Annotated in this window: 17 protein-coding genes; 8 read left to right on the forward strand and 9 right to left on the reverse strand. The window is 71.1% G+C overall.

The window, feature by feature from the left end; genetic code table 11:
* Positions 1–116: 116 nt before the first annotated feature.
* Both rarD and ACFVYX_RS10625 read left to right on the forward strand, forming a co-directional pair.
* Positions 117–1046, forward strand: coding sequence for an EamA family transporter RarD (gene rarD, locus ACFVYX_RS10620; RefSeq protein ID WP_389681122.1), 930 nt, complete (start codon positions 117–119; stop codon positions 1044–1046).
* Between the two features lie 85 nt (positions 1047–1131).
* On the forward strand, positions 1132–1959 hold the full coding sequence (locus tag ACFVYX_RS10625) for a hypothetical protein (protein ID WP_389680941.1): 828 nt from the start codon (positions 1132–1134) through the stop codon (positions 1957–1959).
* Between the two features lie 9 nt (positions 1960–1968).
* Here ACFVYX_RS10625 and ACFVYX_RS10630 read toward each other — a convergent pair whose 3' ends face one another.
* Together ACFVYX_RS10630 and ACFVYX_RS10635 are read right to left on the reverse strand one after the other, a co-directional pair.
* Positions 1969–2289 (reverse strand): DUF6401 family natural product biosynthesis protein, encoded by a 321-nt coding sequence (locus ACFVYX_RS10630; protein WP_389680942.1) that lies wholly within the window; start codon positions 2287–2289, stop codon positions 1969–1971.
* A gap of 29 nt (positions 2290–2318) precedes the next feature.
* Positions 2319–3752 carry an MFS transporter gene (locus ACFVYX_RS10635; RefSeq protein ID WP_389680943.1) on the reverse strand — a complete coding sequence of 478 codons (1434 nt, stop codon included), beginning with the start codon at positions 3750–3752 and terminating at the stop codon, positions 2319–2321.
* Positions 3753–3851: 99 nt separating this feature from the next.
* Between ACFVYX_RS10635 and ACFVYX_RS10640 the strand changes: the two genes are divergently transcribed.
* Positions 3852–4292: a winged helix-turn-helix transcriptional regulator gene (locus tag ACFVYX_RS10640; RefSeq protein ID WP_389680944.1), complete on the forward strand. Its 441-nt coding sequence runs from the start codon at positions 3852–3854 to the stop codon at positions 4290–4292.
* Between the two features lie 71 nt (positions 4293–4363).
* The gene (locus ACFVYX_RS10645; RefSeq protein WP_389680945.1) at positions 4364–4987 is read left to right on the forward strand and encodes a DUF4291 domain-containing protein; all 624 of its coding nucleotides are present in this window, start codon (positions 4364–4366) and stop codon (positions 4985–4987) included.
* An 8-nt stretch (positions 4988–4995) separates the two neighbouring features.
* Here the strand turns inward: ACFVYX_RS10645 and ACFVYX_RS10650 are convergent, their stop codons facing one another.
* On the reverse strand, positions 4996–5607 hold the full coding sequence (locus ACFVYX_RS10650; RefSeq protein WP_389680946.1) for a GNAT family N-acetyltransferase: 612 nt from the start codon (positions 5605–5607) through the stop codon (positions 4996–4998).
* A 317-nt stretch (positions 5608–5924) separates the two neighbouring features.
* Between ACFVYX_RS10650 and ACFVYX_RS10655 the strand changes: the two genes are divergently transcribed.
* Positions 5925–7232 carry a M28 family metallopeptidase gene (locus ACFVYX_RS10655; RefSeq protein WP_389680947.1) on the forward strand — a complete coding sequence of 436 codons (1308 nt, stop codon included), beginning with the start codon at positions 5925–5927 and terminating at the stop codon, positions 7230–7232.
* Between the two features lie 81 nt (positions 7233–7313).
* Here the strand turns inward: ACFVYX_RS10655 and ACFVYX_RS10660 are convergent, their stop codons facing one another.
* Positions 7314–8486: an outer membrane lipoprotein carrier protein LolA gene (locus tag ACFVYX_RS10660; protein ID WP_389680948.1), complete on the reverse strand. Its 1173-nt coding sequence runs from the start codon at positions 8484–8486 to the stop codon at positions 7314–7316.
* A gap of 142 nt (positions 8487–8628) precedes the next feature.
* Entirely contained in the window at positions 8629–9639 is a 1011-nt protein-coding gene (locus ACFVYX_RS10665; RefSeq protein WP_389680949.1) for a polyprenyl synthetase family protein, read from the reverse strand.
* A 253-nt stretch (positions 9640–9892) separates the two neighbouring features.
* On the opposite strand from ACFVYX_RS10665, the gene ACFVYX_RS10670 reads away from it, so the two are divergent.
* Positions 9893–11890 carry a CocE/NonD family hydrolase gene (locus ACFVYX_RS10670; protein ID WP_389680950.1) on the forward strand — a complete coding sequence of 666 codons (1998 nt, stop codon included), beginning with the start codon at positions 9893–9895 and terminating at the stop codon, positions 11888–11890.
* Positions 11891–11943: 53 nt separating this feature from the next.
* Here the strand turns inward: ACFVYX_RS10670 and ACFVYX_RS10675 are convergent, their stop codons facing one another.
* On the reverse strand, positions 11944–13272 hold the full coding sequence (locus ACFVYX_RS10675) for a peptidase (RefSeq protein ID WP_389680951.1): 1329 nt from the start codon (positions 13270–13272) through the stop codon (positions 11944–11946).
* A gap of 289 nt (positions 13273–13561) precedes the next feature.
* On the opposite strand from ACFVYX_RS10675, the gene fahA reads away from it, so the two are divergent.
* Both fahA and ACFVYX_RS10685 read left to right on the forward strand, forming a co-directional pair.
* Positions 13562–14788: a fumarylacetoacetase gene (gene fahA / locus ACFVYX_RS10680; RefSeq protein ID WP_389680952.1), complete on the forward strand. Its 1227-nt coding sequence runs from the start codon at positions 13562–13564 to the stop codon at positions 14786–14788.
* 200 nt (positions 14789–14988) lie between these two features.
* Complete coding sequence (locus tag ACFVYX_RS10685; RefSeq protein WP_389680953.1) at positions 14989–15549, forward strand: hypothetical protein; 561 nt, start codon at positions 14989–14991, stop codon at positions 15547–15549.
* Positions 15550–15608: 59 nt separating this feature from the next.
* On the opposite strand, the gene nuoN is transcribed toward ACFVYX_RS10685, so the two are convergent.
* Genes nuoN through nuoL form a run of 3 tightly spaced genes read right to left on the reverse strand, consistent with a single transcriptional unit; the run spans position 15609 to position 20792 of the window.
* Positions 15609–17270 carry an NADH-quinone oxidoreductase subunit NuoN gene (gene nuoN, locus ACFVYX_RS10690; protein ID WP_389680954.1) on the reverse strand — a complete coding sequence of 554 codons (1662 nt, stop codon included), beginning with the start codon at positions 17268–17270 and terminating at the stop codon, positions 15609–15611.
* Positions 17267–18847 (reverse strand): NADH-quinone oxidoreductase subunit M, encoded by a 1581-nt coding sequence (locus ACFVYX_RS10695; protein WP_389680955.1) that lies wholly within the window; start codon positions 18845–18847, stop codon positions 17267–17269. The genes nuoN and ACFVYX_RS10695 overlap by 4 nt, the downstream gene beginning before the upstream one ends.
* A 4-nt stretch (positions 18848–18851) precedes the next feature.
* Positions 18852–20792, reverse strand: coding sequence for an NADH-quinone oxidoreductase subunit L (gene nuoL, locus ACFVYX_RS10700; RefSeq protein ID WP_389680956.1), 1941 nt, complete (start codon positions 20790–20792; stop codon positions 18852–18854).
* Positions 20793–20797: the final 5 nt, after the last annotated feature.

A 20797-nucleotide genomic window follows, 5' to 3' on the forward strand; every position in this document is an offset into this window, starting at 1 on the left:
CGTGCGGCGCTACCGTCGACAGGACAGCGCGGCACAGGGCAGGAGGTCCGGTGAAGACGGAGACCACGGAGACCACGGAACGAGCAGGACTGCTCTACGGGATCGGCGCCTACGGCATGTGGGGACTGGTCCCGCTGTTCTGGCCCCTCCTCAAGCCGGCCGGGGCGATCGAGATCCTCGCCCACCGGATGGTGTGGTCGCTGGCCTTCGTCGGCCTCGCCCTGCTCGCCCTGCGCCGCTGGGGCTGGATACGCGAGCTCGTCCGCAGCCCGCGCAAGCTCGCCCTGATCACCGTCGCCGCCGCCGTCATCACGGTGAACTGGGGCCTCTACATCTGGTCCGTCAACACGGGGCACGTCGTCGAGGCCTCCCTCGGCTACTTCATCAACCCGCTCGTCACCATCGCCCTCGGTGTCCTCGTCCTCCAGGAACGACTGCGCCCCGCGCAGTGGGCCGCCGTCGGCATCGGCTTCGCCGCCGTCCTCGTCCTGGCCGTCGGGTACGGGCGGCCGCCCTGGATCTCCCTCACCCTCGCCTTCTCCTTCGCCCTCTACGGCCTGGTGAAGAAGAAGGTCAACATCGGCGGCCTCGAATCGCTCGCCGCCGAGACCGCCGTCCAGTTCCTGCCCGCCCTCGGCTACCTCGTCTGGCTCGGCACCCAGGGCACCCTCGCCTTCGGCGGCCACGGCGCCGGGCACACGGTGCTGCTCGCCGCCACCGGCATCGTCACGGCGGTCCCGCTCGTCTGCTTCGGGGCGGCGGCGATCCGCGTACCGCTGTCGACGCTCGGACTCCTCCAGTACCTCGCGCCGACCTTCCAGTTCCTCCTCGGGATCCTCTACTTCCACGAGGCGATGCCGCCGGAGCGGTGGGCCGGCTTCTCCCTCGTCTGGCTGGCCCTGACGATCCTCACCTGGGACGCCCTGCGCACGGCCCGCCGCAGCCGGGCGGCGGTCGAGAAGGCGAAGGCCACGGCGGCGGAAACGGGTCCCGCGACGGCGGCGGAGCCCCCGGTTCCCACCCCATCGGCCCAGCCGGGACGCTGACAGCGGGCGGGCGCGCACCACCCGTAGTTACGTCGGAGGTCCAGGCCCCCGAACGGAAGGGGCCCTCCCGAGTGGAGATGGCTCCATGTCGCAGCCCCTCGCCCTCTCGGTCGACTTCGGCCGGGGATTCACGGACGCGTGGTCCGCCGTCGCCGAGTTCGTTCCGAAGTTCATCGGTTTCCTCGCGATCCTGCTCATCGGCTGGTTCGTCGCCAAGATGATCGCGAAGGTCGCCGACCGGCTGCTCCGCCGCGTCGGTTTCGAGCGGATGGCCGAGCGCAGCGGCGTCGCGAACACCCTCAAGGGATCGAAGTACGACGCCACCGGCATCATCGCCAAGATCCTCTACTACGCGGTCCTGCTGATCGCCCTCCAGCTGGCCTTCGGGGTCTTCGGCCCCAACCCGGTCAGCGTCATGATCAACGGCATCGTCGCCTGGCTGCCCAGGGCGATCGTCGCCTGCGTCATCGTCGTCGTGGCCATGGCCATCGCCCGCGCGGTACGGGACATCGTGGGCGGCGCGCTGAGCCAGACGTCCTACGGCAAGGTCCTCGCCACGGCGGCCTGGGCGTTCATCGTCGGCCTCGGCGTGATCGCCGCGCTGAGCCAGGCGGGCATCGCCACCTCGGTGACCGGCCCGGTGCTCACGGCCGTGCTCGCGATGATCGCGGGCGTCGTGATCGTCGGCGTCGGCGGCGGTCTCGTCACCCCGATGCGGGGACGCTGGGAGCGCTGGCTCTCGGCGGCCGAGTCGGAGACCGGGCGGGCGAAGGACCAGGTGGCGGCCTACCAGAGGGGCCGCGAGGACGCCCGCAGCGGGATGCCGTCGGCGCAGGAGCGGATGCAGCGGGGCGAGGGGCAGGAGCGCATGGAGCGCCGTCCCGGCCAGGAGCCTCCGATGGACCCGATGTAGGCCGGGGGCTCAGGCGTCCAGAAGCAGGTCGTGCTCCCGGATCAGCCAGCAGACCGCCGTCAGACGGAGGGTCGCGAAGTCGTGGCCGACGGGCTCGGTCCAGTCGACCTCGGAGAGCCAGTCGGTGAACCCGAGGACGTAGTCGGCGAGCTCCTCCCGCAGGACGGTCCGGCCCTCCGGCCCCCGCTGCGCGGGGACGAGTGCGTCGCACACGGCGGCCGCGTGCTGGTCGACGGCAGCCACGAGCCCCGGCTCGAAGGTGAACTCCGAGAGCCGGGGCATGTACGTGGCGGCGACGTCGATCAACGGGCAGCCGGGCGAAAACTCCATCCCTCCACATTAGGGGCGGGCGGGGGCGTTCAGACCGTGACCTTCGTCGCAGCCCCGGCGATCACCGGGGTGTCGTCGGCCGCGGCCTCCGGCTGCGGTGCCTCCGGCGATCCGGCCGCCTCCGCGCGTACCCCCGTCGCCGTGATCACGGCCCCCAGGGCGACCATGACCAGCGGGACGACGAGCGCCGCGCGGAAGCCTTCGAGGCCACCGCCGGCCAGTCCGTGGACCGCGGTCACCGCCGCGATGCCGACCGCCGAGCCGAACTGGGTCGCCGTCGTGAGCAGTCCGCTCGCGAGCCCCTGCTCCGCCTCCGCGACGCCGTCCGTACCGGCGATGGTCAGCGGCCCGTACGCCAGGGCGAACGCGAGCCCGGTCAGGAACAGCGTCGGGAACATGGCCGCGTACGACCAGTCCGGGCCGACCGGCAGGAACAACGCGTACGAGACGACCGCGAGGACGAAGCCGCCCAGGATCACCTTGGCGTTGCCGAACCGGGCCACGAGCCGCGGGGTCAGGGTGGGCGCGAGGACCGCGTCGACGCCCATCACCAGGAGGGCGAGCGCCGTCTGGAGGGAGGACCAGCCGCGCAGTTCCTGGAGGTAGAGCGTGGCGACGAACTGGAAGCCGAAGAAGGATCCGACGAAGAGCAGGGCGCCCAGGTCGGCGCGGACGAGCGAGGCCCTGCGGAGGATGCCGAGGCGGACGAGCGGGGTGGCGGCCCGGCGCTCGACGGCGACGAAGGCCCCGGCGAGGAGGAGTCCCGCGGCGAGGGCGGCGACGGTGACCTGCCAGCCGGCGAAGCCGTGTTCCAGGCGGACGACGCCGTAGGCGAGGAGCAGCATCGCGCCGGCGGCGGTGAGCGATCCGCCGAGGTCGAAGCCGCCCTTGACGCGGGCCGGGCGCGGCTCCTTCGGGATCAGCACGATCGCGGCGGCCAGGATCGCGGTGGCGAGCAGGACCGGTGCGAAGAAGACCCAGCGCCAGCCGAGCTGGGTGAGCAGCCCGCCGATGACGAGTCCGAGCGAGAAGCCGCCGGCGGCGGTGCCGGCGAAGACCAGGAGTGCCTTGTTGCGCTGGGGGCCCTCCTCGTAGGACGTGGTGATGATCGACAGGGCGGCCGGGGTCATGAAGGCGGCGGCGACGCCGGTCACGAAGCGGGCCAGGATCAGTGTCCAGCCCTCGTCGGCGAGGCCGCCGAGGCCGGAGAAGAGCAGGAAGACGGTGAGCCAGCCGAGGAGCATCCGGCGCCGTCCGAGCAGGTCGGCGGCGCGGCCGCCGAGGAGGGTGAAGCCGGCGTAGCCGAGGACGTAGGCGGACATGACCCAGGCGGCGGTGCCGGTGGTGAGGCCGAGGTCGGCGCGGACGGAGGGGACGGCGACGGCGAGCATGGCGACGTCGATGCCTTCGAGGAAGATCGTCCCGGAGAGGACGAGGAGCAGACGCCAGGCACGTAGGGACACAACTGCCTCCTGGGCAGGACGGGTTGGGGTGGCCGGTTACCGATCCGAGGGTCGGTTCCCTCTTGTAACCACCTGCATCCTGCGGGACCATCGGGTGCCATGGAAGAAGGCACTTTGAAGGAACCGAGTCACTGCGCGGGAACCTATGGAACCGGGGGCGACCCCGACCCCTTCCAGTGGGACACCCGGGAGGACTGCGAGGTGCGCCAGATCCTCGACCGCGTCGCCGACAAGTGGTCGCTCCTCGTCATCGCCCTCCTCGACCGCCGGGTCCTGCGCTTCACGGAGCTCAAGCACGAGATCGACGGCGTCAGCCAGCGCATGCTGACCGTGACCCTGCGCCAGCTGGAGCGCGACGGCCTGGTGAAGCGCACGGTCCACCCGGTGGTCCCGCCGCGCGTGGAGTACGAACTGACGCCCCTCGGCGGCACGTTGCACACCACGATCCGCTCCCTGGTCACCTGGACCGAGCAGCACCAGAACGAGATCGCGGCGGCCCGGGAGGCGTACGACGCGAAGGAGGCGGCGACGGTGTCATGAGAACGTCCCGCCGGGAGGGCCCACGGATAACCGGTGGTCGTCCCGGGGGGACTTCACCCATCCTGAGGCCCATGGAAGAACCGAAGCCGGCCACCGATGAGCCGAAGTACCGGATCCGCGCGCTCCACACCGATCGTACGGTCACCGTCTACCAGGCGTACCGACCCGAAATCGGCCTGCCCGCGGCCCGCGAGGGCCGATTTCCGGCCGCCTGGAAGCGGGACCGGATGACGTGGATCAAACCGTCGTTCCTGTGGATGATGTACCGCTCCGGCTGGGGGACGAAGGAGGGCCAGGAGACCGTCCTCGCCGTGGAGATCAGCCGCGAGGGCTTCGAGTGGGCCCTGCGGAAGGCCTGCCTCTCCCACTACGAGCGCGGTTTCCACCCCGACCAGGCTTCCTGGAAGCGGCAGTTGAGGGAGGCCCCGACGCGCGTCCAGTGGGACCCGGAGCGCGATCCGCGCCTCCAGGCGCTCCCGTACCGCTCGCTCCAGCTCGGACTCTCGGGCGAGGCCACCCGCCGGTACGCCGACGAGTGGACGGTGTCCGTCACCGACGTGACCCCGCTCGCGCACCGCGTCCGCGACCTCGTACGGACCGGCGGGCCGGACGCCGCCCGCCGGCTGCTCCCCCGCGAGGAGCCGTATCCGGAGCCCGCGGGGCTGCTTGACCACCTGCGCGTCGGCACCCCCTGAGGCATCTCCTAGGACAGGTCCCGGGGCGCCCGGCGCATGACCCACAGGGTCGGGCCGCCGCCCGGCAGGGACGCCTCGCCCAGGACGGCGAAGCCGAAGTGCTCGTAGACGGGGAGGTTGTCCGGCTTGGAGGACTCCAGGTAGACCGGGAGGCCCGCCGCGTCGGCCCGGGCGAGGCCCGAGCGCAGCAGCGCCGAGCCGTGGCCCCGGCCCCGGGCGGCCGGGTCGGCGCCGATGACCGCCAGGTACCAGTGGGGCTCCGGCGGCGTGTGCGCGGCCGCCGCCTCGACGGCCTCGCGGAAGAGCCCGGCCCGGTCGCCGAGGATCTCCGTGAGCTCCTGGACGGTGTCGGCGTCGGGGACGGCCTTCTCCTGCCCCTCCGGCGCCACCCAGAAGGAGGCGGCCGCCTCGGTGCGCTCGCAGAAGCCGTGGAGCCCGTACTGCCGGGTGAAGAGCGTGGTGAAGTAGCGGCCGAGACCGGCCTCGCGCGTGGCGTCGTCGGGGAAGAACCAGCGCATCATCGGGTCGTCGCCGAAGGCTCGTGCCAGGGTGCGGCCGATCATCGGGGCGTCGTCGAGCGTTGCCGTTATCGGTGTGTTCGAGGTAGGCATACGGGTCATTCTGCACCCGGGATGATCTTCGCCGAGCGGCGGGGGCGCACCCTCCGGCCGAACAGGGGCCCGCCCGCGCGGAAGCCCGTCGTCAGCCGACCGTCCGCTGGGCGAACGCGCCTGACCGGTTTCCGCTCTTGACGTGAACTCAACATTCCCCTGAACATTCAGCACGCCCAACAGAACAACCGCGCAACAGAACAACCGATCGCCGGAACAACTGAACACCGCACACGCACTCGTACAGCTCCAGCGCCTCGTGGCTCCCCGGCCCGAGGCGTCTCGCACGTTCCGTCCCATCCCCGTTCGGAATCCGGAGCCCCCACATGAACATCTCCGTGCCCAGACGCGTCACCGCGGTCGCCGCCCTCGCGGCGCTCGCCCTCGGCGGACTCACCGGCACCAGCGCCTCGGCCGGCCCGGCCGCCGCTGCCGCCGCGCCCGACATCCCGCTGGCCAACGTCAAGCAGCACTTGACGGACCTGCAGTCGATCGCCACCGCCAACGGCGGCAACCGCGCCCACGGCCGTGCCGGCTACAAGGCGTCCATCGACTTCGTGAAGGCCAAGCTGGACGCCGCCGGCTTCACCACCACCGTCCAGACGTTCACGTCCAACAGCGCCACCGGCTACAACCTGATAGCCGACTGGCCGGGCGGCGACCCCAACCAGGTCCTGATGGCCGGCGCCCACCTCGACTCGGTCTCCTCCGGCGCCGGCATCAACGACAACGGCTCCGGCTCGGCCGCGGTCCTGGAGACCGCCCTCGCCGTGGCCCGCTCCGGCTACCAGCCCGCCAAGCACCTGCGCTTCGGCTGGTGGGGCGCGGAGGAGCTCGGTCTGGTCGGCTCGAAGTACTACGTGAGCCAGCTGCCCACGACCGAACGCTCCAAGCTCTCCGGCTACCTGAACTTCGACATGATCGGCTCGCCCAACCCGGGCTACTTCGTCTACGACGACGACCCGACGATCGAGACGACGTTCAAGAACTACTTCGCGGGTCTCGGCGTCCCCACCGAGATCGAGACCGAGGGCGACGGCCGCTCGGACCACGCCTCGTTCAAGAACGTGGGCATACCCGTGGGCGGTCTCTTCACGGGCGCGAGCCGCGTCAAGACCAGCGCGCAGGTGTCGAAGTGGGGCGGTACGGCCACGGCCTTCGACCGCTGCTACCACTCGTCCTGCGACACGACGGCGAACATCAACGACACCGCCCTCGACCGCAACAGCGACGCCATCGCCCACGCGATCTGGACGCTGTCCGGCTCCTCGACCCCGCCGCCCACCGGCACGGTCTTCGAGAACACCGCCGACGTGTCCATCCCGGACAACGGCGCCGCGGTGACCTCCACGGTCGACGTCACCGGCATCAGCGGCAACGCCCCCGCCACCCTCAAGGTGGACGTGAACATCGTCCACACCTACCGCGGTGACCTCGTCGTCGACCTCGTCGCTCCCGACGGCTCGGTCTACAGCCTGAGCAACCGCTCCGGCGGCAGCGCCGACAACATCGTCCAGACCTACACCGTGAACGCCTCCTCGGAGGTCGCCAACGGCGCCTGGAAGCTCCGCGCCCAGGACAAGGCCTCGGTCGACACCGGCTACATCAACAGCTTCAGGCTGACGTTCCCGTAGCCGCGCGCGAAAAGCTCCCGGGCGGGCCGGTGACCATCGCCCCCGACCCGCCCGGGGTCCCAATCAGCCCTGCCCCGCCGGCTACTTGCCGGCGTTCGCCGCGTCCACGAGCGCGTCCTTCGTGACCGCGCCGACGTAGATCCTGCCGTCGTCGGTGAGGAGCGCGTTCACCAGCTTCGTCTTGAAGACGGTGCCCGTGCCGAACGTGCCGGTGACCTTGTCGCCGAGGGAGTCCAGGAAGCCCTGGAGCTCCTTCGGCGCCTCGTCGGTCTTCGGCGCCGGGGCCCCGGTGTCGAGCTTCGCGATCGTCGTCCAGCCCTCGCCGATGACGTTCAGGCCCTCGGCGAAGCCGCCGAAGCCCTTCTCCAGCTCACCGAGGCCCTTCTCGAACTCCTCGGGGAGCTTCTCCTCCCCGGACTCCCCCGCCGCCTTCTCCGCGGCGCCCTCCGTCACCTTCGCGCCCTCGGGGGCCTTGAACGTGAACTCGGAGGCCGCGGGCCTGGCGAAGTCGACCTTCGTGAAGCCCGCGTCGACGACGGGCTTGCCGCCCTCCACCGAGGCGAGGGTGAACTTCAGCGGGGTGCCGTTCGCCGCGTCCACGGCGATCTTCACCGACTCGACCGTCGAACCGGTCTGCTTCGGCTTGATCACCAGCTGGTACGCGTCCCGGCCGGCCACCTTGGCCGTACCGCCGACGGTGATCGACGTGGTGTCGCCCGCCGCCTTCAGGACCTCGTCCGCGAGCTCCTTCGGCGTGGTCGGCACCTCCTTGTCCGCCGGGGCCTCGGCGCCCTCGGGGGCCTTCTCGTGGAAGACCTCCTTCGACTTGCTGTCGTACGCCCAGACGTCGTCGCCGTTGTGGATCAGGCTGTACTCGTCGGAGCCGTCGAGCAGGGTCAGCTTCTGGCGCTCGGGGCCGTCCGCCGCCACACGCAGCGTGTGGGTGCCCGAGACGAGCTCGGTGAGCTTCTCCGACGGGTCGGCCGACGAGCCGCCACCACCGCCGACGCCCCCGAGGCCCGACACCAGACCGCCGAAGGACGGCAGCCCCAGGTCGGTGGAGATCTTGAACGTGCCGGACAGGGTCTGGGTGTCCGAAGCCGCGATCTTCTCGATGAGCTGCTGGGCCGTGATCTCCGGCAGGTCGGGGTCGCCGGACGCCGCCAGCGCCGGGACGAGTCCGATGGTCGCCGCGGCCACTCCTGCCACCGCGACCGGGACGATGAACCGGCTCGCCTTACGGGTCTCTGCCATGGTCTCCGCTACCTCCGTGGTCGATGGATCCATCTCACCAAAGCGGCGGCGTGGATACGTCAGCCCCGGGGATCAACCTCACGTACTGCTTCGGGATGACCCGACCCTGAGACCGGGTCACCCGAGCGGCGGACGGGGCGGATCAGCCGGCGCGGTGGACCACCGCGTCGCACATCTCCGCGAGGGCCGCCTTCGCGTACCCGTCGGGCAGCGGCGCCAGCATCGCGCGCGCCTCCTCCGCGTACCGCACCGTGTCCCGGCGGGCCTGCTCGAGGGCGGGGTGGGCGCGCAGCCGGCGCAGGGCCTCGGCGTGCCGCTCGTCGTCGCTGAGGTCGCCGTCGACGAGGGCGACGAGCTCCAGGTCCTCCGGGCGCCCGTGGGCGGCCGCGGCGGCCCGCAGGTGGAGGACGGGCAGGGTCGGGATGCCCTCGCGGAGGTCGGTGCCGGGGGTCTTGCCGGACTCGTGGGAGTCGGAGGCGATGTCGAGGACGTCGTCGGCGAGCTGGAAGGCGACGCCGAGCCGCTCCCCGTACTGGGTGAGGGTGTCGACGACGCTCTCGTCGGCGCCGGCCATCATGGCGCCGAAGCGGCAGGAGACGGCGACGAGCGAGCCGGTCTTGCCGCCGAGGACGTCGAGATAGTGGGCGACGGGGTCACGGCCGTCGCTGGGACCCGCGGTCTCCAGGATCTGGCCGGTCACGAGCCGTTCGAACGCCTCGGACTGGATCCGTACGGCCTCGGGACCGAGGTCCGCGAGCGTGTGCGAGGCGCGGGCGAAGAGAAAGTCACCCGTGAGGACGGCGATCGAGTTGCCCCAGCGGGTGTTGGCGCTGGGAACGCCCCGCCGGACGTCGGCCTCGTCCATGACGTCGTCGTGGTACAGCGTGGCCAGATGGGTGAGCTCGACGACGACGGCGGAGGGCACGACGCCCGGCGCGTAGGGGTCGCCGAACTGGGCGGCGAGCATCACGAGCAGGGGGCGGAACCGCTTCCCGCCGGCGAGGACGAGGTGCTGCGCGGCCTCCGTGATGAAGGGCACGTCGCTCTTGGTGGCGTCGAGGAGGCCCGCCTCCACAGCCGCCAGCCCGGTCTGCACATCGGCCTCAAGAGCCTGGTCCCGCACGCTAAGACCGAACGGCCCGACGACGGTCACGAGGGGGTCTCCTGTCTGCTGACGCCTGCTGACGATCACACGGATGGTTCACATGGACTGTTGAAGATCACACGGATTGTCGATGTGTCGCTGGATTCACTCAAGCCAGCGTATCCGGTCACCTTTCGATCACCGTGGGCGCCTTCCCGTCACCCCCGGTATGTTCGTGATCAGCTCATACGACCAGGAGTAGGCGTTTTGTCCCGAACGGGGATCGACAGCGCCCTCGCACCCCGTCCACCAGGGAGCCGTGATGAGAATCCGTACCGCCTTCCCGTACGAGACCCGCCACGAGGACATCCGTATCCCCCTGCCGGACGGGACCAGGCTGTACGCGCGCGTGTGGCGGCCGCTCACCGACGACCCCGTACCGGCCCTCCTGGAGTACCTGCCCCACCGCCTCACCGACTGGACCGCACCCCGCGACTGGCAGCGCCACCCCTGGTACGCGGGGCACGGCTACGCCTCCGTACGCGTCGACGTCCGCGGCCACGGCAACAGCGAGGGCCTGCCGGGCGACGCCTACGACCCGGTCGAGCTCGCCGACGGCGTGGCCGTCGTGAACTGGCTCGCCGAGCAGCCCTGGTGCACCGGCAAGGTCGGCATGTTCGGCATCTCCTGGGGCGGCTCCAACTCGCTCCGGATCGCCGCCCTCGCCCCCGAACCCCTCAAGGCGATCGTCACCGTCTGCTCCACCGACGACCGCTACGACAACGACGTCCACTCCCTGGGCGGCTCCGTCCTCGGCGCCGGCACGCACGCCTGGGCCGCCACCATGCTCGCCTTCGTCTGCCGCCCTCCCGACCCCCGCTACGCGGGCGAGGAGTGGCGCGCGATGTGGCTGAAGCGCCTGGAGGCCGTCACCCCCCTCATCCACACCTGGCTCGCCCACCAGACCCGCGACGCCTACTGGAAGCACGGCAGCGTCCGCGAGGACTACGGCGCGATCCGGGCCGCCGTCCTCGCCGTCGGCGGCTGGCACGACCCGTACCGCGACACCGTCCTCCGCCTCTCCGAGCACCTCCCCCAGGACCGGGTGCGCGGCATCATCGGCCCCTGGTGCCACCAGTACCCCGACCGCGGCCTGCCGCCCGGACCCGCCATCGGCTTCCTCCAGGAGACCCTCCGCTGGTGGGACCACCACCTCAAGGGCGTCGAGAACGACGTCATGGCCGAGCCGCTGCTGCGCTCCTGGATCAGCGAGTCCCACCCCCCGGCCACCGTGTACGAGGAGCTGCCGGGCCGCTGGGTCACCGACCCCGCCTGGCCCTCCCCGCACGTCACCCCCGTCACGTACGCCTTCCAGGGCGCCCCCGTCGTCGTCGACTCGCCCCAGCAGACCGGGCTCGACGCGGGCAGCTTCCTCCCTTTCGGCAACGACGCCGACCTGCCCCCGGACCAGCGGGGCGAGGACGCCCACGCGGCCTGCTTCGACTTCCCCGTCCCCGAGGACGGTCCCCCGATCGAGATCCTCGGCCGGCCGTCCGTGAACCTCGCCGTGCGCGCGGCCGCCCCCACCGGACAGGTCGTCGCCCGGCTCTGCGACATCGCACCGGACGGCTCCTCCACCCTCGTCACCCGGGGCGCGCTGAACTTCTCCGCCCGCTACGGCCGCGACCGGGCCGTGGAGGCCCAGATCGGCGAGACCGAGAGCCTCGCCTTCGAGCTGAACGGCATCGGGCACAGCTTCCCGCCGGGCCACCGGGTGCGTCTCGCCGTCTCCTCCACGTACTGGCCGTGGATCTGGCCCCAGCCGGACGCGGCGGGCTTCACCCTCGACCCGGCGGGCTCCTCCCTCACCCTTCCGGTGCGCCGCTCCACCGAGGCCGCCGTCACCTGGCAGGAGCCGGAACAGTCCGAGCCGCTCGGCGTGGTCGTCCCGGCCACCCTGGAGGAACCGCGCCCGGAGCGGCTGGTGGTCAGGGACGTGGCGAGGGGCGAGTGGACCCTGGAGGTCGACCCGAGGCACGGCGGTACGCGGGTCCACCCGGACGGCCTGGAGTTCACCGAGGACGCGGTGGAGACGTACACGATCGACGAGAGCGGCCCCCTGTCCGCCCGGACCCGGTCGGAATGGTCGATCCGGCTGCACCGGCCGGAGGACGCCTGGGACGTCACGGTGGACACCCGCTCGGAGATCACCTGCGACGCGCACTCCTTCCTCACCACGGACGAGGTGGTGTGCAAGGAGGGCGGGGAGGTCGTCTTCCACCGGACGTGGGAGCAGCGGATCCCGCGCACGGCGGGCTGAGTACGCGGAAGGCGCCCGTACCGGGGTCGGTACGGGCGCCTTTCCCCAGCTGCTTACGCCTTCGCGCCGGCCTTGCGGCGGGCGAGGACCAGCGCGCCGGCGCCGAGGGCGACGGCCGCACCGGCGGCGAGGCCGAGCGGGAGGGTGTCGTTCGCACCGGTGGCGGCGAGGGTGCCGGACGAGCCGCCCTGCTGGGTGGTGTTGCTGTTGCCGCCGGTGACGGTCGGCGCCGGGGTCGGCGTCGCGGTCGTCGCCGACGGGGTCGGCGTCGGCGTGGGCGTGGGCTTCGGCTTGTCGCCCTTGGCCGCGAGGATGTCGAAGTCGGCGTCCTCGAAGTCGCCCATGCCGCACGAGCCGTCGTTGTTCTCGTACTCGGCGTAGCCGAAGGCCGAGCCCTTGCCCGCGGGGGCGTCGGCGGCGACCGTGAGGCGCAGCTTCACGTCGTAGCTGGCGCCCTTGGCGAGCTCGCCGATCTCGATGGACTCGAACTCCTCGGTGAACTTCGTCCACTCGAGGTTGTCGGCGGAGGACCACTCGACGTGGATGAGCCGGCCGGTGAGGTCCGTCTCCTCGTCGATGACCTCACCGGGCTCGTAGGCCCGGAAGGCGTGGGCGAAGGCGTTGACGGCGTCCAGGACGCCGTCGGAGGTGTTGGTGACACGCAGCGAGAAGAACGCGGGCTTACCGGCGGTGACCGCCTTCGGGCCGCTCAGCGTGATGTCGAGGGAGGGGTCCTCCTCGCACTCCCCGCCGATCTCCTCGAAGAACTCCAGCTCTTCCTGGGCCTCGGCGAGGTCCTCGGCGGCGGCCTCCTTCACCTTCTGGGCGAGGCCGATCACCTTGCTGGCGGCGACCATGGCGTCGTCGCGGGTGGTGTCGGCATCGGTGTACTTCTTGTCGGCGGCGGTCTTGGCGGCGGCAGCCGAGCCGGCCGCCTCCTTCGCGGCGGTGACGGCGGCGGCGGCAGCCGTCTTCTGCTCCTCGGTGGCGTCGACAGGCAGGTCCTTCAGGACCTTCTCGGCCTGGATGAGCGCCTCGTCCGCGGCGGTCTTGGCGGCAGCGGCCGCCTCTGCCGCCTTTTTGGCTTCGCGGACCGCCAGCTGAAGCGGGTGGTCGTCCTTGTCCAGGACCTTGAAGTCGGCCTCGGCCTTGGCGAGGTCGACGACAGCCTCGTCGTACGCCTTCTGCGCCGCGGCGACGGCCGCCTTCAGCTCCTCGAGTGACGGCATGTCGTCCTCGGAGTCACCCTCGTCCGACGCGGGCTTCTGCGTCGTCGTGGACGACGGCTTCGTGTCCGCGAACGCGGGCGAGGCGGAAAGGAGAACGACCGGGGTGGTCACAGCGGCGGCCACGGCGGTCGCGAGAATGCGGCGAATCTTCACAGTGCGGACCTTTTTCCTGGTCAGGGAGGAGTGAGAGAAGTGCGGGCGCGCGCCTGCGGCGACTTCACGCGGCGCGATACCACCGTGATCGTAGGGCCTGGCAACGCCCCTGCGGGAGCCCCGTTTTCGCAGCTCGGAACCGGGTGCCGACCCCACCCCGCACACAAACCGCGCGAAGCCGGACAGTTGCCCACGGAGGCCGCACTTTCTCTGTGATCCATGTCATCCGCGCCCGGCGGCCCGCCCCGTAACGTGTCCCCCACACACCTGGAAAGCGAGGCACGTACCGATGTCCGAGCACAGCCCGCTCGACCTGGCCGAGGGCGATCCCTTCGGCCCGCACAACCTCCCGTACGGCGTCTTCTCGACCGCCGACGAGCCCGGCCGCCGCCGGCTCGGCGTCCGGATCGGCGGGCACGTGCTGGACGCGGGTGCCGCGGCGCACGCGCTCGGCTCCCCGTACGCGGCGCTCCTCGCCAAGCCGAGCCTGAACCCGCTGCTCGCGGCCGGGCGGACCGCCTGGCGCGATGTGCGCCGGGCGCTCACGGCCTGGGTGACGGTCCCCGCGCACCGGGCGGACGTCGAGCCGCTGCTGCACCCCCTCGACGAGGTGACGCTGCACCTGCCGTACGAGGTCGCGGACTACGTCGACTTCTACGCGAGCGAGCACCACGCGACGAACGTGGGACGCATCTTCCGTCCCGACGGCGACGCGCTCACCCCCAACTGGAAGCACCTCCCGATCGGTTACCACGGCCGTGCGGGCACGGTCGTGGTGTCGGGGACCGATGTCGTGCGCCCCTCGGGCCAGCGGAAGGCACCCACGGACGCCGCCCCGGTCTTCGGGCCCTCGATCAAGCTGGACATCGAGGCGGAGGTCGGCTTCCTGGTCGGTACGCCGTCGGAGCTGGGCCGGCCGGTCCCGCTGGCCGACTTCCGGGAGCACGTCTTCGGTCTGACGCTGCTCAACGACTGGTCGGCGCGGGACGTGCAGGCCTGGGAGTACGTGCCGCTCGGCCCGTTCCTCGGCAAGTCGTTCCAGACCTCGGTGTCGGCGTGGGTGACGCCCCTTGAGGCGCTGGACGCGGCCAGGACCGCCCCGCCGGCCCGTGACCTCCCGCTCCTTCCGTACCTGGACGACGCCGCGGAGGAGGAGCCGGGCGGCTTCGACCTGCGGATCACGGTGGAGATCAACGGCGAGGTCGTGGCGGAGCCGCCGTTCTCCTCCATGTACTGGACGGCGGCGCAGCAGCTCGCCCACATGACGGTGAACGGCGCCTCGCTGCGCACGGGTGACCTGTACGGCTCCGGGACGGTCTCCGGGCCCGAGGTGAACCAGCGCGGTTCGCTCCTTGAGCTGACCTGGAACGGCCGCGACGCCCTCGAACTGTCCGGTGGCAAGCGGACGTTCCTGGAGGACGGCGACGAGGTCGTCCTCACCGCCTGGGCTCCGGGCCCGGACGGCACCCGGGTGGCACTGGGCGAGGTCCGGGGCCGGATCGCCCCCTCCGCCTAGGGAGCCGCCGGAGGGCGGGGTCGTTCGGCGGTTTCGGCGGTTCCACCCCTGGTCACACCGCGTGTCCACTCCGCTGGGCCAGTCCCGGGTGCGGGGGCGGGGCGGGCGGCCGATGCTGCTGAGGGCGGGAGCCGGGGGGGAGCCCGCCCACGTCAGGCGCCCGTACCGGCGCGCCCCGCCCTTCCGAGGAGCACACTCACATGTCCGCACGACCCCGTCCCCTGATGGCCGCGCTCGCGCTGGCCGCCATAGGCTCGCTGGCCCTGGGGACCGCCCCGGCCGTCTCCGCCGCCCCCGCCGCGAAGCCGGTCACCGACTTCCCGCACCCCGACCTCAAGAAGACGTACGACGCCACGGTGAAGTACAGGTCGGAGCAGAAGGCCATCGCCGACGGCTTCATGCGCACCGACGACTGCGTCGAGGACCCGAAGCTCGGCGGCATGGGCTACCACTACGTCAACCCGGCGAACCTCGGCTCGACCGACCCGAGGAGGCCGGCCGCGGTGCTGTACGAGGAGGACCACAAGACCGGCAAGCGCGAGCTGGTCGCGGTCGAGTGGGTCGTCCCCGACCCGAACAAGAACCGGCCCAGGCCGCAGCTCTTCGGCCGGGGCTTCGACGGGCGGTTCGACTTCGAGCCCCTCGGGCCGCACTACTCGCTGCACGCGTGGATCTTCAAGAAGAACCCGAAGGGCGTCTTCGCCCCGTACAACCCGCGGGTGCACTGCACCCCCTGCCCTGAGGACCACCCGAAGGCGTAGGCGTACGACGAAGGGCCCGGCCCCCGCACGCGGAGACCGGGCCCTCTGTCGCGCCGCGGCTATCGCACGAAGACGCTCGCCTGGTTGGCGAGGTCCAGGAAGTACTGCGGCGCGAGGCCGAGCACCAGCGTGACGGCCACGCCCGCCGTGATGGTGAGCGTCGTCAGGGCCGAGGGCACGGCGACCGTCGGGCCGTCCGCCTTCGGCTCGCTGAAGAACATGAGCACGATCACCCGGATGTAGAAGAACGCGGCGATCGCCGAGGAGAGCACACCGACCACGACGAGCGCACCCGCCCCGCCCTCCGCCGCCGCCTTGAAGACCGCGAACTTGCCCGAGAACCCGGAGGTCAGCGGGATGCCCGCGAAGGCGAGCAGGAAGACCGCGAAGACCGCCGCGACGAGCGGCGAACGGCGCCCGAGACCGGCCCACTTGGAGAGGTGGGTGGCCTCGCCGCCGGCGTCCCTGACCAGCGTGACGACGGCGAACGCGCCGATCGTCACGAAGGAGTAGGCGCCGAGGTAGAACAGGACGGACGAGATCCCGCTCGGCGTGGCCGCGATGACGCCGGCGAGCAGGAAGCCCGCGTGCGCGATCGACGAGTACGCCAGGAGCCGCTTGATGTCGGTCTGGGTGATGGCGACGATCGCACCGCCCAGCATGGTGACGATGGCGACGCCCCACATGACCGGCCGCCAGTCCCAGGTGAGGCCGGGCAGCACCACGTACAGCAGGCGGAGCAGCGCGCCGAACGCGGCGACCTTGGTCGCGGCGGCCATGAAGCCGGTGACCGGGGTCGGGGCGCCCTGGTAGACGTCCGGGGTCCACATGTGGAACGGCACGGCGCCGACCTTGAAGAGGAGCCCCGTCAGGACCATGGCGAAGCCGATGAGCAGCAGCGCGTCGTTGCCCATGGTGCCGGCGAGCGCCGGGTTGACGGAGCTGACGGCGCCGTCGACGACGTCGGCGATGGTGGCGTACGAGACGGAGCCCGCGTAGCCGTAGAGCAGGGCGATCCCGAAGAGCAGGAAGGCCGACGAGAAGGCGCCGAGCAGGAAGTACTTGACGGCCGCCTCCTGCGACATCAGCCGCTTGCGGCGGGCGACGGCGCAGAGCAGGTACAGCGGGAGGGAGAAGACCTCCAGGGCGACGAAGAGCGTCAGGAGGTCGTTGGCCGCCGGGAAGACCAGCATGCCGGCGATGGCGAAGAGCGCGAGGGGGAAGACCTCGGTGGTGGTGAACCCGGCCTTGACGGCGGCCTTCTCCTGGTCGCTGCCGGGGACGGCGGCGGCCTCGGCGGCGAAGGAGTCGACCTTGTGGCCGTGGTCGGCCGGGTCGAGCCTGCGCTCGGCGAAGGTGAAGATCGCGACGATCGAGGCGAGGAGAATGGTGCCCTGGAGGAAGAGAGCGGGCCCGTCGACGGCGATGGCGCCCATGGCCGCGATGTGGGCCTTGGTGGAGCCGTAGCCGCCGGCCGCCAGGCCGACGATCGCGGCGAAGGCGGCGACGAGCGCGACGACGCTGAGGAACACCTGGCTGTGGTAGCGGGCCTTGCGGGGCACGAAGGCCTCGACGAGGACGCTGAGGATCGCGGCGCCGATCACGATGAGTACGGGTGAGAGCTGGGTGTACTCGATGTGGGGCGTCTCGATCTTGTTCAGCGGATCGGCCGCCGTCGTCCACAGGCTGTGGACGGAGGATGCGACGACGGAAGTGCTCACTTGGCCGCCTCCACGTTCTGGGGCGCAGAGGGCTGCGGGTCCTTCTGCTGTACGTCGGACATGGTGTGCCGCACCGCCGGGTTGACGACGTCCGTGAGCGGCTTCGGGAAGACTCCGAGGAAGATCAGGACGGCGATCAGCGGGACGACCACCGCCAGTTCACGCGCCCGCAGATCGGGCAGCGACCGCACCTCCTCCTTCACCGGCCCGGTCATCGTCCGCTGGTACAGGACGAGGGTGTAGAGCGCGGCGAGGACGATGCCGGTGGTGGCGATGATCCCGGCCACCGGGTAGCGGGCGTAGGTGCCGACCAGGACGAGGAACTCGCTGACGAACGGGGCGAGTCCGGGCAGCGACAGGGTCGCGAGGCCACCGATCAGGAAGGTGCCGGCGAGCACCGGGGCGACCTTCTGCACCCCGCCGTAGTCGGCGATGAGCCGCGAGCCGCGCCGGGAGATCAGGAAGCCGGCGACGAGCATCAGGGCGGCCGTCGAGATGCCGTGGTTGACCATGTAGAGCGTGGCACCGGACTGGCCCTGACTGGTCATCGCGAAGATGCCCAGGACGATGAAGCCGAAGTGCGAGATCGACGCGTACGCCACCAGGCGCTTGATGTCCCGCTGGCCGACCGCGAGCAGCGCCCCGTACACGATGCTGATGAGGGCGAGGACGATGATCGCGGGGGTGGCCCACTTCGAGGCCTCGGGGAAGAGCCCGAGGCAGAAGCGGAGCATCGCGAAGGTGCCGACCTTGTCGACGACGGCGGTGATGAGGACGGCGACCGGGGCGGTCGCCTCCCCCATCGCGTTCGGCAGCCAGGTGTGCAGCGGCCAGAGCGGCGCCTTCACCGCGAAGGCGAGGAAGAAGCCGAGGAACAGCCAGCGTTCCGTGCTGGTCGCCATCTCGAGGGAACCGTTGGCCCGGGCCTCGGCGATCTCGGTGAGCGAGAAGTTCCCCGCGACCACGTAGAGCCCGATGACGGCGGCCAGCATGACGAGACCGCCGGCGAGGTTGTAGAGGAGGAACTTGACGGCCGCGTACGAGCGCTGGGCCGCCGCGTTCTCGTCGGAGCCCGCGTGGGCCCGGTCGCCGAAGCCGCCGATGAGGAAGTACATCGGGATGAGCATGGCTTCGAACAGGATGTAGAAGAGGAAGACGTCGGTGGCCTCGAAGGAGAGGATCACCATCGCCTCGACCATGAGGATCAGGGCGAAGAAGCCCTGCGTCGGCCGCCAGCGCTTGGAGGAGGCCTCCTGGTCGGCGTCGTGCCAGCCGGCGAGGACGATGAAGGGGATGAGCAGCGCGGTGAGCGCGATGAGCGCCACCCCGATGCCGTCGACGCCCAGCTCGTAGCGGACGCCGAAGTCCTTGATCCAGGAGTGCGATTCGGTCAGCTGGTACCGCTCGCCGCCGGGCTCGAACCGTACGAAGACGACGGCGGCGAGCACCAGCGTGGCGAGCGAGACGAGCAGCGCCAGCCACTTGGCGGCGGTGCGGCGGGCGGCGGGGACGGCGGCGGTGAGGATCGCACCGACCGCCGGAACCGCTGCCGTCACCGTAAGGAGCGGGAAGGACATGTAGTTACACCGCCCTCATCAGCAGGGTCGCGGCGATCAGCACCGCAGTACCTCCGAACATGGAGACCGCGTACGAGCGGGCGTAGCCGTTCTGGAGCTTGCGCAGCCGGCCGGAGAGTCCGCCGACGGAGGCCGCGGTGCCGTTGACCACGCCGTCGACGAGGCTGTGGTCGACGTAGACCAGCGAGCGGGTCAGGTGGGTGCCGCCGCGGACGAAGACGGCGTGGTTGAAGTCGTCCTGGAGCAGGTCGCGGCGGGCGGCCCGGGTGAGCAGCGAGCCGCGCGGGGCGACCACCGGGACGGGCCTGCGCCCGTACTGGAGGTAGGCGAGGCCGACGCCGATCACCATGACGGCGACGGTGGCGGAGGTGACGGCGGCGGCGCTGATCGGCGGGTGGCCGTGCGCGTAGCCGGTGACGGGCTCCAGCCACTTCACGAACCGGTCGCCGACGCCGAAGACGCCGCCGGCGAAGACCGAGCCGAAGGCCAGCAGGATCATCGGGATGGTCATGGACTTCGGGGACTCGTGCGGGTGCGGCATCTCGCCGGGCGCGGCCTCGGCGCCGGGCTCGACACCGGCCGCCCTGTCCGGGTCGGGCGCCGGCTGCCAGCGCTTCTCACCGAAGAAGGTCATGATCATCACGCGGGTCATGTAGTACGCGGTGATGGCCGCGCCGAGCAGGGTGACGGAGCCGAGGATCCAGCCCTGGGTGCCGCCCTTGGCGAAGGCCGCCTCGATGATCATGTCCTTGGAGAAGAAGCCGGAGAGGCCGGGGAAGCCGATGATCGCGAGATAGCCGAGCCCGAAGGTGACGAAGGTGACCGGCATGTACTTCCGCAGGCCGCCGTACTTCCGCATGTCGACCTCGTCGTTCATGCCGTGCATGACCGAACCGGCGCCGAGGAACAGTCCGGCCTTGAAGAAGCCGTGGGTCACCAGGTGCATGATCGCGAAGACGTAGCCGATGGGTCCGAGCCCGGCCGCCAGGATCATGTAGCCGATCTGCGACATCGTCGAACCGGCGAGCGCCTTCTTGATGTCGTCCTTGGCGCAACCGACGATCGCACCGAAGAGGAGCGTGACCGCGCCGACCACGACGACCACCGTCTGGGCGTCCGGCGCCGCGTTGAAGATGTTCGCGGAGCGGACGATCAGATAGACGCCAGCGGTCACCATCGTGGCCGCGTGGATGAGGGCCGAGACCGGGGTCGGGCCCTCCATCGCGTCCCCGAGCCAGGACTGCAGCGGCACCTGGGCCGACTTGCCGCAGGCGGCGAGGAGCAGCATCAGACCGATCGCGGTGAGCGTGCCCTGACCGGTCTCCTCGGTCGCCCCGAGCACCGGGGTGAAGGCGAAGGTGCCGAAGGTGGTGAACATGATCATGATGGCGATGGAGAGGCCCATGTCGCCGACCCGGTTGACCAGGAAGGCCTTCTTGGCGGCGGTGGCCGCGCTGGGCTTGTGCTGCCAGAAGCCGATCAGGAGGTACGAGGCGAGGCCGACGCCCTCCCAGCCGAAGTACAGGAGCAGGTAGTTGTCGGCGAGGACGAGCAGCAGCATCGCCGCGACGAACAGGTTGAGGTAGCCGAAGAAGCGGCGGCGGCGCTCGTCGTGCTCCATGTATCCGATGGAGTACACGTGGATGAGCGTGCCGACCCCGCTGATCAGCAGGACGAAGGTCATCGACAGCTGGTCGAGCTGGAAGGCGACGTCCGCCTGGAAACCCTCGACGGGGATCCAGGAGAAGAGCCGCTGGTGCAGGGCCCGGTCCTCGGCGCCCTTGCCGAGCATGTCGGCGAAGAGGACCAGGCCGACGGCGAAGGAGACGGCCGCGAGGAGCGTGCCGATCCAGTGCCCGATCCTGTCGAGCCGCCGGCCGCCGCAGAGCAGGACGGCCGCGCCGAGCAGGGGCGCTCCGACGAGCAGAGCGATGAGATTTTCCACGGTCA

This window comes from Streptomyces sp. NPDC058326, assembly GCF_042879855.1.
Lineage (GTDB): Bacteria > Actinomycetota > Actinomycetes > Streptomycetales > Streptomycetaceae > Streptomyces.